We start from the raw sequence: 14,675 nt of genomic DNA on the forward strand, positions 1-14,675 counted from the left end.
GTGGGCTTGATCAGCAGACCGACGCGAGCACGGAAAGGGAGGGAACATGAGTGGCAGGGTCGACGCTTGGATACCGGCGCTTCGGACGTTCGCCAACAATTTGCACCAGCAGGTCAACGCCATCCCGGCGCCCACGATCGACCGGGAACCGGGTGCCGGTTGCACGCTCATGCAGGAATGCGAGGCACTGGCCGCCGCGGACAAGTTCGTGACCGGCGAACTCAAAGCCTTCATGACCGCGGCCGCCGAAGGATTCCAAACCTTCGAAGACCTCGCCCGGCGATGCGCGAACGAATACCAGAGCGCGGGCGAAGCGGCCGCGACGGCGATCCAGGGATTGTCCGACAAGGTGAACCGTGGCCCGCAGCCACCTTCCGCCCCCGCGCCGGACATCCCCTTGCTCGGAAACCCTTACGCGCCCAGCCTCTGACCGGGACGAGAAACGAAATGGCCAGTTATACGAGGTTTTCCCTCGACGAGCAGCTCAACATCCTCCGCGGCGAGATCGCGCACACCTATCCCGCGCTCAAACAGGCGAGTGAGATGTGGAAGTCCGTGCAGACCTGGCTCAACCCCGCGAGCCGTTCCCTGCGTGACTCGACCAACGCATTGGAACCGTTCTGGGACGACGAAGCCGGGCGCCGGATGGTCCAATGGCTGCGCGACACCCACACCGGCTCGCTGGGTCCGTGGGAACGCGCGGCCGCGGAATCCCATGTCGTGGAACATATCGACAAGCTCACCGCGATGCTCATCCTGAACGCGTTCACGTTCGCCTCGGAGGCTACGAAAGCGGTCAACGACCCCGACTACGAAGAAACGGCCAGGTCGGTCGTCGGCGCGAAACTCGACGAAATGGCCACGCAGTATCTACGCACCGGGCAGGCCATGCTCGCCGCTCGCAGCCGCCCCTGGAACGGGGCACGGGGCGAGGTCGACCCCGGCGTCGACACCAGTTCGTCTCCGGCAGGCCCGGGCACGCAAAACCCGGCGTCCCCCACCTCGCCGTCGAATCCGGCCCCCGGCCAGGAAACGCCGGCGAACCCGGACCAGCCGCAGAGCCCCACCGAGGACCCGCTGCAGGACGCACTCGAGGCGGCACCTGGGGCACTGGACGCCTTGACCAGTGCGCTCGAATCGTTGCAACAGCTGGCAGGTGGCGGACAGAGCGTCCCCGAGCCGGCGGCGCTGCCGGATCCGACGGGCGGGCTGCCCTCGTGGGATCCGTCGTCCATGTCGCCGTCCGGGCTCGGTGACCCGTCGGGAATGCCGAGCCTGGCAGGCGGTGGCGGCGATCTACCCGGTGGCGGCGGCGGTGCCGGCGGGCCGGGTACCGGTCTGGGAGCGGGCACCACGGCGGCGAACCCGGTATCGCCTTCCGGAACCGGTCCAGTCGGAACGGCCCTGCCGCCCGTCGCGACAGGGACCGGTGCGCGGTCCGCGGCCGGGACGGCGGGCTCCGGCGCGATGCCGCCGATGTATCCACCGCAGTCGGCCGGAGCGCGGGGAAGCGGCGGCGGGGTGAATCCCGGAAACGCCGACCGGGCCACCGGCAGGCAGCGTGAGCGGAAGCCCGGTGGCACGCCAGGTGTGTCCCTGATGGGTCGTGCGGGAAAGGGCCGGGCGGCGAAGGGGGCGGCGGCACCGTCCGCCCCACCCGGCGCACGGCGGGATTGGGACACGGAGAACGACGGCGTCCAGTTGCTCGACGAAGAACTGTGGCAAGTGGACCCGGTGCACAAGAACCAGGAAGAGCCGCGGTTCCACGCGGGACGATGAGGAGGGGCAGATGCCCGCAACCGAGATCAACGGCAACACGACGGCGATGAGCGCGTATTCCACCAAGCTCACCGCTCCGGCCCAGCCGTCGTCACTGACCCGGCCGGGGACGGCGGACATCGCCGGGATGTTCGAAGGGATCGCGATGTCCCTGTTGGACAAGGCCGCCGCCGCCGAGATGGCGGCGCTGCTGGCCAAGATCACCGAGGACATGGCCACCGATTCGACGACGGTCAAGGCGATCGCCGCCGACTACACCGCCGCGGACGCGGCCAGCGCGCTGACGCTCGCCACGTCGACCATCAAGCTCGCAAAGCAGGGATTGAGCCTGCTGAAGCAGGCGTCGGGCTCCATCGGCCAGGCACCCGGATCCACCGAGGAAAAGACCGACACGTCCGCGGCCGACGGCTCGCAGACCCAAGCGTGAGGAGCGATCGATGATCCCCTACCAGCTGCTCCCCATCGAGATGCACGATGTGATGGCCCGCGCCGAAGCCAAAAAAGTCCCGGCCCTGCTCGAAGCCGCGACCATGTGGCGGGACGTGCGTGGCTGGATCGACACCACCGCCGCGGAGATCAGCACCCGGGTCGGCGAACTCACTCCGGAGTGGACGGACGAAGCCGGACGGAAGCACGAAGAGAAGGTCCAGCGGACCCTGGCCGAGCTCAAGTTCTGGGGAGACCGGATCGATCTGGCCGACCCCGCCGGGAAACTGACGACGCTCGCCTCCGACGTTTCGGCGACCGCGGCCGCGGTGGCGACACTCTACGCGGAGTACCGCATCGCCACTCTCACCCCGTTCGGCGCGGCAGCGGCTTTCGCCCTCCAGCAGGCGTCAGGCATGAAAATGACCGAACTGGGCGGGAACTTCGACTTCTCGATGCTCAGCGTCTGCGCGGCGGCCGGTATCCAATCACCGGCCGATCTGCTGCCCGCGCAGCAAGCCGTCTCGGCGGAGGGCAACTCCCCCGCGGACTTCATCGCCGCCGCCGAAGCCGGAATGACCGCGCTGACCGAACTCCAGAGCCTCGCCGAAACCGCGGGGTCGTTCGCCGACGGCGGATCGTCGGGCATCGACCTGCCGACGACCGGCGACGGGGCCGGATCGGGCACCGGCTCGTCCGGGCTCTCGCTGGCCGGTCTCGGCTCCCTGCCGACGGTGCCCACGGCGGGCGTCGTTCCCCCGATCGGCGGGCTGCCGGGTGGTACCGGCACTCCGCCCATGCCGGCGGGACTGCTGGGCGGGATCGGGGCGGCCGCTGGAGCCGGTGGTCTTCCCGTCTCCGCGAAGCCGGTCGTCGGCAAGCGGGCCCCCAGCCTGGCGTCGGAGGTCCAGCCGGGCACGGCGAGCCCCACCGGAGCGAAGTCCGCGAGCACGGCGATGCCCCCGATGACGCCACCACACGGCGGCGGTCAGGCCACCGCGGGCACGCTGCGGCCCGGCTCGGGCGACCAGCCGACCGGACGCAACGGGGCGGCGCGGAGGGAGTCTTCCGGCCGGAGCGACGGTGTCCCGGCGAAGCTGCGCGGCCGGGCCGCCAGCGGTAATCCGGATGGCGAGTTCACCTTGGCGCGCGGTCGCCGGTCGGATGAGTCGGACACGGGTTCGGTGCAGCTGCTCGACGAAGATCTGTGGCGGCGCTGAACCCGGACATGGCTGAAGGGAGCTTTCCCCGCATCACATGCGGGGAAAGCTCCCTTCATCGCGTCAGGGATCCCTTCAGCCGCCCAGGGTCTGGCGCCGTGCGGCGGCCGGGTCGAGGCTCGGGCCCTCGGGCAGCCGCGCCACCAGACCGGCGGGAAGCCGCACCGGACGCGCCGACGGGTACCCCAGCATCTTCAGCACATCGGGCGAAGCCAGCGGATAGCGGCGCCCCATGTCGGTCACCACGGTGAGCGTTCCGACAGCGGCGGAAGGGGAGGGCATCGCTTCGACGACGATCGCGCTGCCGGGCGGCACGTGGACGCGGTCCGCGAGCGGGGTTCCGGAGGCGGTCCGGCGGGCGGTGGTGGACATCGGATCCGCGGGCGGCATCGAGGGGTCGACGGTCAGCGAAGGAGCCGCGGAACCGTCGCCGAAGGTCGCGCACACGGTGGTGTCCTGGTCACGCAGGCGCGCGATGGCCGGACGCGTGGCGGGCGCGGCGCCCACATCGGCCTGGACGGGGTCCAGTTGCCGGGACATGGTCGCCAGTGAAGGCGGCAGCGGCACGGTTTTCGGCTCACTGCCGGGATACGCGGCGAGCATCTGGGCGCTCGCGCGCTGGACGTCGTACTGCAGTTCGCTGATCGGCCGCAGGGCGTCCCGTTCGGCCAGATAGTGCTGCTGTCCCCCGCCGGAGGTCTGCACCATCAGCAGCATCCCGTTCCGGATGTCGGTCCGGCCCGGCACAGCGGTGGACACCTCGCCCGGCGCCGCCACCGGCAGCGGGCCGATCGGCGTGCCTTCCGGGAGCACGTCGAGCCACGCGCGGCCGACCCGCGCCCACGGCTCGGCGGTCAGCGCGAGTCCGGTGCCGACGGCGCCGTAGTCGGTGATCCGGTGCCGGTGCCCACGCCAAACGACGAACCGGTCGCCGGTCGACGTCGATTCCACCAGCAGCGCCTGGTCTCCCAGTTCCGCGCCGCCGGACGGCGAGGCGCCTGCCAGCAGCACCGATTCCTCGATCCTGCTGCCCGCCAGGTCGCTCGCGGGCGCGGAGCACAGCGACCACGATCCGGTGAGCAGTTTTTCGGGGCCGGGCAAGCCGTCCGGCGCGTCGGCGATGCCGATCCGGGGTCCTCGCGGGACTCCGGCGAGCGACTCGCGCGAAACCCGTTCCGTGGTGCCGTGTTCGCCGAGCAGCAACAGGGCGGACGCGTAGTTCGCGACGGGATGCAGCCGTTCGTCGAGGTAGACGTACCGGGTCCCGCTCTCCTTCTCCACGATGACGGCGGCGTTCTTGCGCCACGCGTTGTTCCCGCCGGGCACGATCATCCCGTAGACCCCGACGCACGCCAGCGCCACGATCGCCAGTGCGACACCGGCGAAAGCGGCACCGGACGGGCGGCGGAACGGCGGCTGCTCCGGGTCGGTCTCCCTCGTCACGAGCGCGGAAATCGCGCGCTGCACCAGGAATTGGTAAGCCTGCAGCTGATCCCGTTTGGACGCCATGGTTTCAGCCCCCCAGTCCGCGCACGTAGCCGTACAGGCCGAGCACCGAACACGCCACCGGGACGACGGCGATCGTCACCAGGATCTCGAAGTACTCGGCGATCCGGCCGAGATACGGGTTGGCGGCGCGGGTGCTCAGCACGACACCGGAGGCGATCACGCCCGCCGCCACCGCCAAGGAAAGCGGCCCGGCCAGCACGAGCAGCAGCGAGCGGTCCGCCATGAGCGGGCCCGCCAGCAGGCAGCCGGCGCCGAAGATCCCGGCCACCAGGATCGGCGTCCGTTGCCGCAGGATCGGATACAGCCGCGCCCGCACCAGGAATCCGGCCGCGAGCAGGGCGACGAGGACCACCGCGGCCTCGCTGTCGCTGCGGATCAGGTGCAGCTGGCAGTACATGGCGACGATCGCCGCCCCGCCCAGCATCCCGGTGAGCAGCGCGTCCGCTCTGGCGACGGCGGCGTGCACGAGGTCGAGCGGTGGCTGGGGATCGTCGCGGACCAGATCCGCGGTCGACCGCGGCAGCACCGGCATCGGCACCCGGCCGAGCCGCAGCGACAGCGGCGCGAACGTGGTCGAGAGCACGAGCACCGCGCCGCCGATCACCGCCGCCGACCGGTAGCCCGCCAGATCGTCGAAGGTGGCCAGCCAGCCGCCGAGCACGCCGAGCAGACCCACGGTGGCGGCTCCGGCGAACAAAGCGGGCGCGGCCGTCACCCCCAGGTGGCCGACGACGGCCGCGAGCAACAGCGCCGCGCTCGCCAGCAACAGGTGCCCGGCGGACAGCTCGCCGATCGGATCGTCGCCCGCCAGCAGCAGACCGCCGCCGGTGAAGGCGAACGGAAGCGCGACAGCGGCGAGTACCGCCCCGGCACCGGCGTCGCGCAGTGCCCGCGCGAGCAGGACACCCGCCGCCAGCAACAGCGCGGAAACCGCCAGCGCCCAGGCCGCCGGTGACGTCCACGGCGGACCGGCGCGCAGTACCGCGAGCAGGCCGAAGGACATCGCCACCGCGCCGACGGCCAGTCCGGCCTGCCGCGTGTGCCGCGGCCCCCAGGCCTTGCCGGTGCGGCCGGAGCCGGTGGCGATGGCGTCCACGAGGTCGTCGTACTCGGGCTCAGGCCATTCGGCGCGGCGCGGCGTCAGATGGAGGATCTCCCCGTCCCGGACCCGGTGCGCGCCCAGCGTCCGGTCCAGATCGAAGGCCGTCCCGTCGGCGCGGCGCAACTGCCAGCCGCCGCCGGCGACGCCGTCGTCCGCCATTCCCTCACCCGCCCGCGCGAGCAGGCCGGGAAGGATTTCGGCGACGGACGCGTGTTCCGGCAGCGCCATGTCGATGCGCCGGTGCGGAGTGGTGATGGTGACCCTGACCAGGCCGGCAGTCTGCATGGGAAAAGGGTCGGCCAGCGACGGGCCCGCCGGGCACCGGCGGCAGGAACCTGCCGCCGTGAAAGTACTCCGGATCCGGACTTCTTGCGCGACAATGGGGTCATGAGCATCGAGACAGGGCTGCTCGCCCAGGGCCCCATCGCGACCGTGTACGCGGGCAAGGATCCCGCCACGGGCAACGACTTCGCGATCAAGATGTTCCCCGGCACCTTCGACCGCGAGACCTCCGCGTGGCTCGAACGCGAGCGGAAGGCGCTGGCGGCGGTGCGCTCGACGCGTTCGGTCCTGCAGATCGACGACGTCCTGACCCACCCCGACGGCCGGTCCGGTGTCCGCCGCGAACTGTGCCCGGGTTCACTCGCCGGTGTACTGGATTCCGGTGCCAGGCTGGGTGTTCCCGATGTGCTCGCCCTCGGCGCCGCGATCGCGTCGGCGCTCGCCGCGGCGCACGGCGCGGACGTCCTGCACGGTGGCGTGAGCCCGCACAACGTGTTGTACCGGGCGTCCGGCGAGTTCGTGCTCGCGGACTTCGGGGTGGCCCTGCGGCGGCGATTCCCGCGCGACCCGATGTACGCGGTCGAGTACACCGCGCCGGAAACCCTGCGCGACGACACGCTTTCCCCCGCGTCCGACCTTTATGGACTCGGCGCGGTGCTCTACGTCGCGTTGACCGGGACGCCTCCGTTCCCCCGCCACACCGGGCAGCAGCCCGGCGAGCGGATCCTCCAGGTCCTGCGGGAACCGGTCGCGCCGATCCAGGATCCGGCCGTCCCCGGCGAGCTCGCCGCCACGATCCTGCGGTTGCTGGCCAAGGAACCGGCCGACCGGCCGCAGGACGTCGCGTCGCTGGCACGGCTGTTCACGAAGCTGAGCCGTCCCGGCGGCGAGATCGTCACGGGCGATTCCTCAGACCTGCCAAGCGAAGAAGAAGACGTCGAGGTCGAATTCGACGACTTCGCCCAGGTCCACCGGCCCGCGGCCCCGGTCCACGCGGCCCCGGCGCCGGTCCAGGTGGTGCAGGCGCCGCCGAGGGGTGGCCGCACCCTGATCCGCGAGTTCAGCGGTCCGCTCAAAACCGAACGCGGGTTTCCCTGGAAACCCGTCGTGCTGGCGGGCGGCGGCGTGCTCGCCGCCGGGCTCGCCGTGCTGCCGCTGGTCCTCGGCCCGGCGGAGATCGGCGGGCAGGCCGTCCCGGTGGCGGCCGCGATCCCTTCTCCCGCAGCGGCTTCCGCGCCGGCGCCGGACGTCAAGCTGGCGCTCGCGCCGCCGCAGGACCAGAGCGATCACGTGCAGCTGACGTGGACCGCGGAAGGCGAACTGGATTTCGTCGTGATCATGGCGGGCGAGCGGCTCGAGACGAAACAGCTCGTCGCCCACCGTCAGCGCAGCCTGGACGTCCCCGTCGACCCGGCGCGCCGGTACTGCTTCCAGCTGAGGGCGACCGACGGACGGCACATCTACACCACCGAGCCGGTCGCGATCCGCGGCGCCCGCTGCAACCCGTGAGCGTTCCGTCTCGTGAGTGATAATGGTCGTTCTAACGCTCTTTATCACTCACGACCCCCACCGCCTATGGCCTGCTTCGGTCCGTGAAGGTCCGGGAGGTGTGTCGCGAAAGTGGCTTTCGCAACCCCGGTCAAGGCCGGCACCCAGCAAGAGGTCACGCCCGTAGGAATCCAAGACACTCAGGGCCTTCACTCCTCGCGAGAGCCCCGGCCGCGGATCGGCACCAGGGTCCGCGGCTCGAGTGCCGCCAGCACCCGAGCCGCGAACGGTCTGGTGGCCAGCCCCCGGCGTAGCTCGCCGACCTCCTGCCACGCCCGCCGGACCGAACCGTCCCCCACCGGGACCCCGGACCACAGCGTGACGTCCAGCACCTTGGCCAGCCGCGCGACCGGCTCGCGGATCCCGTCCCCGGCAAGCGATCCGGCCGATTCGGCGAGATCGCGCGGGGTCATCCCGATCCGGAACGGCACGCCGTGCGCGCGCAACCGGTCGCGGATCTCGTCCCACGCGCCGAGCACGCCTTCGGCACCGGACCGCCGACGACGTCGCCGGGCGCGGACGACCTTCGCCGCCGGAACCCCGACGAGCCACAGGAGTCCGAAAAGGACGATCGCGGCGACGAGCGACGGCCACCACCAGCTCATCCCCGCTTCGGTGCTCTGATCCTCGCCGGAGTCCGCGGGCGTGCCCGGTGGGAGCTGGGGCGGCCGCAGTTGCTGTTCGGCGGGCAGCTGCGCCCGCGCGCGGGCGACCGCCTTGCCTGGACCTGCCTGGCTCCGTTCCGCCTTGCCCGCCGCGGCGGTCGGGTCGAGTGCCACCCAGCCCGCTCCGGCGACCGCGACTTCGGGCCACGCCAGGACATCGCGGTTGCGGACGACGTGCATCCCGCCGTCGGTCTCGGCCGAACCCCGGAACCCGACGACGAGCCGGGCCGGAATGCCGCTCATCCGCGCCAAAACGACGTACGCGGCGGCGAACTGCTCGCTCGTCCCCCGCTTGCTCTCCAGCAGGAAGTGCCTCAGCTGCGGCCAGCCGTGCCCGGTCGGCAGCTCCTCCGTGCCCGTCGCGACCTGATAGTTCGTGCTGAGGAACCGTTCCAGCTGCAAGGCGGACTGGAACGTCGGGCGCAGGCCGCGCACGGCGTCCTTCGCCACGTTCTCCACGTCGGGCGGCACCGCGCCGAGCCCGCCGAGCGGCGCCCGCGGGTCGATCTCCCCGGAGCCGAGGTCGACCTCGGGGGACGACCAGCTGAGCCGGTAGTTCCGTTCCTGGCCCGTCGACGGCGATTCCGTCATCAGGGTGCCGGCGGACTCGTCCACCAACGGCGTCAGACCGTCCACACCGGTCAGATCCTGATGGCTCGGCAGCCACGGTCCGGAGAGCCCACGCACCTTCAGTTCCGCGCTGCCACTCACGCCGGGAGCGCCTTCGAGGCCCGCCCCAAGCCTCCGGAGCCGGGAGTCGGACAGCCAGTTCGCCCCGTCGAAACCGTTCAGCACGATCAGGCGCCACTGGTCGACCGGGGTGTCACCGCGGTAACGGAACACCTCCTCGCCCGGCCGGATGAGCCGCTGGGCGATCTCGTCCAGCGGGTTGCCGATCCGGCTCCTCGGCGGCGGCGCGGCCTGGGTGTCCTTGAGGGTCAACGGATCCCGGCCGACCGGATCGAGCCCGGCGAGCGCGACCGCCCCGGCGACGAGGGCGACCACAGTGGACAGTGCGGGCCAGACCGCCGAGCCGGTCAGCCGCCAGGAGAACCGAGGTCCACCGGGTGCCCGGCTCACCGACCGGACCCGACGGCCCGACCACAGCAGGAGCCCGGCGGGCAGCGCGTAGCCCAGCGCCGCCACCACCGCGAAAACCCCCGTCAACGCCTGATACGCCTGGGCGAGGCAGGCGACGGCCAGGCTGGGCACAAGCGCCACGAGCGGCTTCTTGAGACGCAGCAACAGTTCCAGTCCGAGCACGACGGCGAGCAGCACCGAAAGTGGCACGAACAACAGCTGTTCGGGGATCGGCCGCGCGGGCCAGGTGGACTGCAGCGTGAGCCGCCAGCCTTCGGTGAGGCCGCGCGCCAGCCCCTGCAGCGAAGCGCCGGTCGGCAGGAAGGCGAGCGTGGTCGAGGTCAGCACCGTCTCGATCAGCCCGAGCAGGCCGAGCAGCGCGACGAGCAGCGGCCGGTACGGGGTCAGCTTGGGGAATTTCGCGGTCAGCTCGGCGCAGCCGTACGCGACGAGAACGACCACGAGCACCGGGACGAGCAGCGCCGCCCAGCCGAACACGGGCGCGAACAGCAGCCCGGCGATCCCGGTCGCGGCGAGCAGCGCGGCGACCGCGATCCGGTCGAATCGGTCGCTCATGACTTGCCCACCAAGGAATTCCACTGTGCCGCGGCACCGGCGGCGTCGACCGCGACGATCAGGCCGCGGGAGCCCGCCGACGGCCGGAGATCACCGATCCGGACCACGGTGTCGGGCCGCCAGCGGGCGGCATGACCGAGATCGGCGTCGGGTCCGGTGATCAGCACCAGCACCCCGCCGGGACGTTCGGCGGCGGCCAGCGCCGAGGGAAGCAGCGGCGCGTCGTCCGCGGCGTCCTGGGTGACGAGCGCGAGTTCGTCCAGCAGCGCCCTGGCCGCGCGCACCCCGCTGTCGGTCGGCGTGTCCGCGCCGGCGGAGGTGATGAAGCGGCAGTGCTGCCCCGCCGACGCCGACGCGTAGAACAGGGAGGCCGCCACCTCGACGGCTTCTTCGAAAACGGCAGGGCTCATCGACGCGGGCCGCGTGTCGAGCACGGCGGTGAACCGGGGCTGCGCGGGGTCGGCGTATTCACGCACCATGAGCCGCCCGGTCCTGGCGGTCGCCTTCCAGTGCAGATGCCGGACCTCGTCACCGACCACGTACTCCCGCACCGCGCGCAGATCCGCCGAACCACGCAGCGGCGGGTCGGTGATCGGGCCTTCGTGGTGGTGGCGCGGATGACCGGCCTGCGCCGCGCGTACCGCGTGCCGTCGCGGATGCACCCACAACCACGCGGAATCCCCGACGGTCTGGTCGCCGCGCGCGAGGTCGAACAGGTCGGGCCGGTACACGACGAGCGGGCCGACCCGGAGTTTCCCGCGTTTCGTCGTCGGAAGTTCGTAGTGGTACGTCGCTTCCGCGCCGGGCGCGAGCGGGCGGACCCGCAGGCTATGCGCCTCGCCGCCGATGCCGTCCGCCGCCGCGAAACCGCCGTGCCGCCGCGAATCGGTGTTGCGCACGACGAGCGAGGCCAGCGCGGGTTTCCCGCGTTCGACCCGGTCCGGCTGGACGGTCCGGCCGATCTCCACCTTCGGCCGGAACCTGGTGGTGGCCAGCGCGATCAGCACCGCGCCGGCCGCGATCCCCGCGAAGGCACGGAAAAACGTGTACCCGGCCAGCTCGCCGAGGGCGTAGAACCCGGCAGCGAAGGCCAGCACGATGACGCCGCGGCGGGTGAGCCGCACGCCTACCTCCCCATCGCGGCCATGGGAGCGGCCGTCGCGCCCAGGAGTTCGTCGACGATGTCCGCGGTCCGCCGCTGGTTGAGTTCGGCGTCGGGGGTCAGCACGAGCCGGTGGTCGAGCACCGGATGCGCGACGTCCTTGACGTCGTCCGGGGTGACGAAGTCGCGGCCGAAGGTGGCGGCGAGTCCCTGTGCCGCCCGGATCAGCGCGATACTGCCGCGCGGGCTCGCGCCGTAGCGGACGTCGGGATGCGATCGGCTCGCCGCGGCCAGCCGGACCGCGTAGTTGACGATCTCGGGTGCCAGATGGGATTTGCGGACCTCGTCGATGACCGACTGGACGTCGGCGATGCTCAGCACCGGCTTCAGCTCGTCCGGCGTCACCCCGGCGCAGTCCCCCATCACCACCCGCATCTCGGATTCCAGATCCGGGTAGCCGACCGAAATACGCATGAGGAACCGGTCGAGCTGCGCTTCGGGCAGCCGGTAGGTGCCCTCCAGCTCGATCGGGTTCTGCGTGGCCACCACGAGGAACGGCCTCGGCACCGCCTGGCCGACCGAATCGACGGTGACCCGGCGTTCGGCCATCACCTCCAGCAGCGCGGCCTGTGTCTTGGGCGTTCCCCGGTTGATCTCGTCCGCCAGCACCACGTTGGCGAAGATGCCGCCGGGGTGGAACTGGAAACGTTCGTTGTTCTGGTGGTAGACCATCACGCCGGTGATGTCGCCGGGCAAAAGGTCCGGGGTGAACTGGATCCGGCTCCACCGGCCGCCGATGCTGGCGGCGACGCAGCGCGCGATCGTCGTCTTGCCGACGCCGGGCACGTCCTCCATCAGCAGGTGTCCTTCGGCGAACAGCGCCGCCACGGTGAGCCGGACGACCTCCGGTTTCCCGCGCACCACCGATTGCACGTTCTCGGCGATCTGCTCGAAGGCGACCCTGGGTGTGAGCGTCACAGAAGTTCCTTTTCCTTTCGTCGGCGCAGGCCCACCAACGCCATCGGGCCTAGCCAGACGAGCGCGCCGCCGTTCACCGTGGGCACACCTCGCCAAGTGTCCGTGGCGGTACCCGCGGAGGTCTTGATGGTCGCGGTGATCGTGATGGAGCCGATCCAGGCGACGTTGGAGATGGTCAGGGTCGTTGCCCCGGAACAGGCCGTCGGCTTGGTCTCGCTGAAGAACTCGGCCGTGCAGGTCGCGGAGACACCTTTCCCGTTGGCGTTCACGGAAACCAGCAATGCGTTGTCCTTGCTCCGCACCTGGGTGATCGTGATCGTCGGTGGTCCCGAGGCCACCGGCACGGTGACCTTCCGGCTCCCGGCGGCGCCGTTGATCGCCGCTCCCGAGCCGAACTTCGTCACCGCGCGGACCGTGACGGTCGCGGTGCCGGTGACCCCGGTGAACTCGGCGGAGGTGGCCGAAACCGTGCGCTGCCCCTTGCCCGTCACGCTCACCAGGTAGTGCACGAGCGTGCCGCCGCGGAGGTCGGGCTGGGTCCAGCTCACCGAAACCTTGCCGGCGGCGGTGGCGTTCGCGGTGACGACCGGTGCCGTGGCAGGCCTGTTCACGGGTCCCGGGATGACCGCCTTGGCGCTCGCACCGACCCCGAGGCCCGCCGAGTTCTCCGCGACCACGGTGACCACGTACGGGGTTCCGTTGGTCAGCCCCGAAATCGTGGTCCCCCGCGACGATCCGCCCACCCGGGTCGAACCGCCGGGCCAGGACACCCGGTAGCCGGTGATCCGCGCGCCGTTGTCCGCCGCCGGGCTCCACGAGACCTTGATCGAGCCGTCCCCCGAACTCGCGCTCAGCTTCCTCGGCGCGCCGGGCGGAGTCGCCTTCGCCACCGGCGGGGGCGCCTGCTGGGTGTTCGGCGGCGCCTGCTGTCGCTGGTCCTGCTGAGGCGGGGGCTGGTCGCCGGACGGTTCCGGATCGGCCGACGGCGCACCGGCGGTCTGGGTGTTGGCCGCCTTGTCGACGTCGACGTCGACCACCGAGCCGTCGTCACCGTTGACGACCAGCACGTGCGAGCCGTCGGAACTGTCGACGTAGATGCGGTTGTCCTCGCCCTTGGCGAGCCTCGGCGGCGTGCCCTGGCCCGGCACCTTCGCGGTGGACTTGAGCTTGCCCGCGGCGTCGTAGGTCAGCACCTCGCCGCGGGTCTCGTCGACCATGGCGACGACGTTCGAGGACGAGAGCGGGCCGTTGAACCGGCTGCCCTTGGTGAGCTCGACCGAAATCGGCTTCGCGGAGGGGCGGTCCTGGTCGAGGCCGCTGATGTCGATGAGGTGGAGCTGGTTGCGCTCGGGGTCGGCGATGGCCAGCCGGTCGCCGACCGCGCTGTTGGCGACCTGTGCCGACGGCGAAAGCTTGATACCGAGCGGAAGTCCGTCGCCGAGCCCGTCCGGGCCGACGCGGTGGAGGCTGTCGCCGGTGGTGTCGAGCACGACCGGCCGGTCGCCGACGAGGGTCAGCCCGCCGCCGTGCCCTGGCGGAAGCTGCGCGGGACAGGTCATGACGGCGGCGCCCTTGGGCAGATCGCAGATCGCGCCGCTGTCGACGCGGTGCGCCCACACCGTCCCGTCGGTGGTCGCGACCGGCCGGGACAGTGGCCCCCCTGCGGGCACTGTCGCGGCCGGGTCCCCGAGCCGCACGATCTGCCCGGCGTTGCGGTAGACCAGGTACGGGCCGCCCGCGATCTCCATCACGAACGGCGTTTCCGGTGCGGGCGGCGGCGTGGACTCCTCCACGCTCAAGGTCGCCTTGTCGAACTCCGTGATGCGGTTCCGCTCGACCACGTAACCGGAGCCGTCGCCCTGCGCGACCTGGCTGCCGTTCGCGCCGGGCACGTCCGCGCGCGCGTCGACGCGGTTCGTCGAGCCGTCGACGTGGAACGCGGACTGGGCGGCGTCGTTGTAGACCCAGTGGCCGACCTGGACGAACTCCAGCCGTTCCGGCGTCGCCGCCTGTCCGGTCACGGCGAGCCCGATCAGCGCCAGGCAGCCCGCGACCACCAGCGCCACGGCCATTCTCGTCCTGGCGACCACGCTGAACCGCTTCGTGCCCCGCTCGTCGGTGTTCACGCGATCAAGCTAGAGAGCGACCATGAAATTTCGATGAAACAGCCTGTCCCGTGCTCGCGGGCGCCGTGTCATCGAAACCTCATGTTCGCCGGGGACGCTGGGACGACCCGGTTCGAGGAGGCAGGACGATGACCGATCTCGGCGCGGCGAGGACGGACGGGCGGTATCCCACGGCACCCCCGCCGCTTCCCCCGATCGCCCCGGCCGTACCGCGGGCCCAGGCCGTGGCCGATCCGCTCGCCTACGCCGCGCCCGCCGCGCGGGCCGCCGCCCGTGAGGCCG

General features: G+C 71.5%; 11 protein-coding genes. 5 read left to right on the forward strand and 6 right to left on the reverse strand.

What is annotated here, in order from left to right:
- Positions 1–46: 46 nt before the first annotated feature.
- The 4 genes from ACSMFO_RS38110 to ACSMFO_RS38125 are packed head-to-tail and all read left to right on the forward strand — an operon-like array spanning position 47 to position 3,425.
- Positions 47–430, forward strand: a complete 384-nt coding sequence (locus ACSMFO_RS38110; protein ID WP_038509468.1) for a hypothetical protein — start codon at positions 47–49, stop codon at positions 428–430.
- 17 nt (positions 431–447) lie between these two features.
- Positions 448–1,779, forward strand: coding sequence for a hypothetical protein (locus ACSMFO_RS38115; RefSeq protein ID WP_436462296.1), 1,332 nt, complete (start codon positions 448–450; stop codon positions 1,777–1,779).
- A gap of 10 nt (positions 1,780–1,789) precedes the next feature.
- Complete coding sequence (locus ACSMFO_RS38120) at positions 1,790–2,206, forward strand: hypothetical protein (RefSeq protein WP_038509464.1); 417 nt, start codon at positions 1,790–1,792, stop codon at positions 2,204–2,206.
- Positions 2,207–2,216: 10 nt separating this feature from the next.
- The gene (locus ACSMFO_RS38125) at positions 2,217–3,425 is read left to right on the forward strand and encodes a hypothetical protein (protein WP_436462297.1); all 1,209 of its coding nucleotides are present in this window, start codon (positions 2,217–2,219) and stop codon (positions 3,423–3,425) included.
- 75 nt (positions 3,426–3,500) lie between these two features.
- Here ACSMFO_RS38125 and eccB read toward each other — a convergent pair whose 3' ends face one another.
- Together eccB and eccD are read right to left on the reverse strand one after the other, a co-directional pair.
- Complete coding sequence (gene eccB / locus ACSMFO_RS38130; RefSeq protein WP_436462298.1) at positions 3,501–4,934, reverse strand: type VII secretion protein EccB; 1,434 nt, start codon at positions 4,932–4,934, stop codon at positions 3,501–3,503.
- Between the two features lie 4 nt (positions 4,935–4,938).
- The gene (eccD, locus tag ACSMFO_RS38135) at positions 4,939–6,321 is read right to left on the reverse strand and encodes a type VII secretion integral membrane protein EccD (RefSeq protein ID WP_436462299.1); all 1,383 of its coding nucleotides are present in this window, start codon (positions 6,319–6,321) and stop codon (positions 4,939–4,941) included.
- A 102-nt stretch (positions 6,322–6,423) separates the two neighbouring features.
- Here eccD and ACSMFO_RS38140 point away from each other — a divergent pair, with 102 nt between their 5' ends.
- Positions 6,424–7,827: a serine/threonine protein kinase gene (locus ACSMFO_RS38140; protein WP_436462300.1), complete on the forward strand. Its 1,404-nt coding sequence runs from the start codon at positions 6,424–6,426 to the stop codon at positions 7,825–7,827.
- A 188-nt stretch (positions 7,828–8,015) separates the two neighbouring features.
- Here the strand turns inward: ACSMFO_RS38140 and ACSMFO_RS38145 are convergent, their stop codons facing one another.
- Genes ACSMFO_RS38145 through ACSMFO_RS38160 form a run of 4 tightly spaced genes read right to left on the reverse strand, consistent with a single transcriptional unit; the run spans position 8,016 to position 14,393 of the window.
- Positions 8,016–10,187 (reverse strand): transglutaminase TgpA family protein, encoded by a 2,172-nt coding sequence (locus tag ACSMFO_RS38145; RefSeq protein ID WP_436462301.1) that lies wholly within the window; start codon positions 10,185–10,187, stop codon positions 8,016–8,018.
- Entirely contained in the window at positions 10,184–11,311 is a 1,128-nt protein-coding gene (locus ACSMFO_RS38150; RefSeq protein ID WP_436462302.1) for a DUF58 domain-containing protein, read from the reverse strand. Before ACSMFO_RS38150 ends, ACSMFO_RS38145 begins: the two co-directional genes overlap by 4 nt.
- Positions 11,312–11,313: 2 nt before the next feature.
- Positions 11,314–12,267 (reverse strand): AAA family ATPase, encoded by a 954-nt coding sequence (locus tag ACSMFO_RS38155; RefSeq protein ID WP_038509449.1) that lies wholly within the window; start codon positions 12,265–12,267, stop codon positions 11,314–11,316.
- Positions 12,264–14,393: a fibronectin type III domain-containing protein gene (locus ACSMFO_RS38160; protein WP_436462303.1), complete on the reverse strand. Its 2,130-nt coding sequence runs from the start codon at positions 14,391–14,393 to the stop codon at positions 12,264–12,266. Before ACSMFO_RS38160 ends, ACSMFO_RS38155 begins: the two co-directional genes overlap by 4 nt.
- Positions 14,394–14,675 lie beyond the last annotated feature (282 nt).

It is taken from the genome of Amycolatopsis sp. w19, assembly GCF_051373225.1.
Taxonomy (GTDB): Bacteria; Actinomycetota; Actinomycetes; order Mycobacteriales; family Pseudonocardiaceae; genus Amycolatopsis; species Amycolatopsis japonica.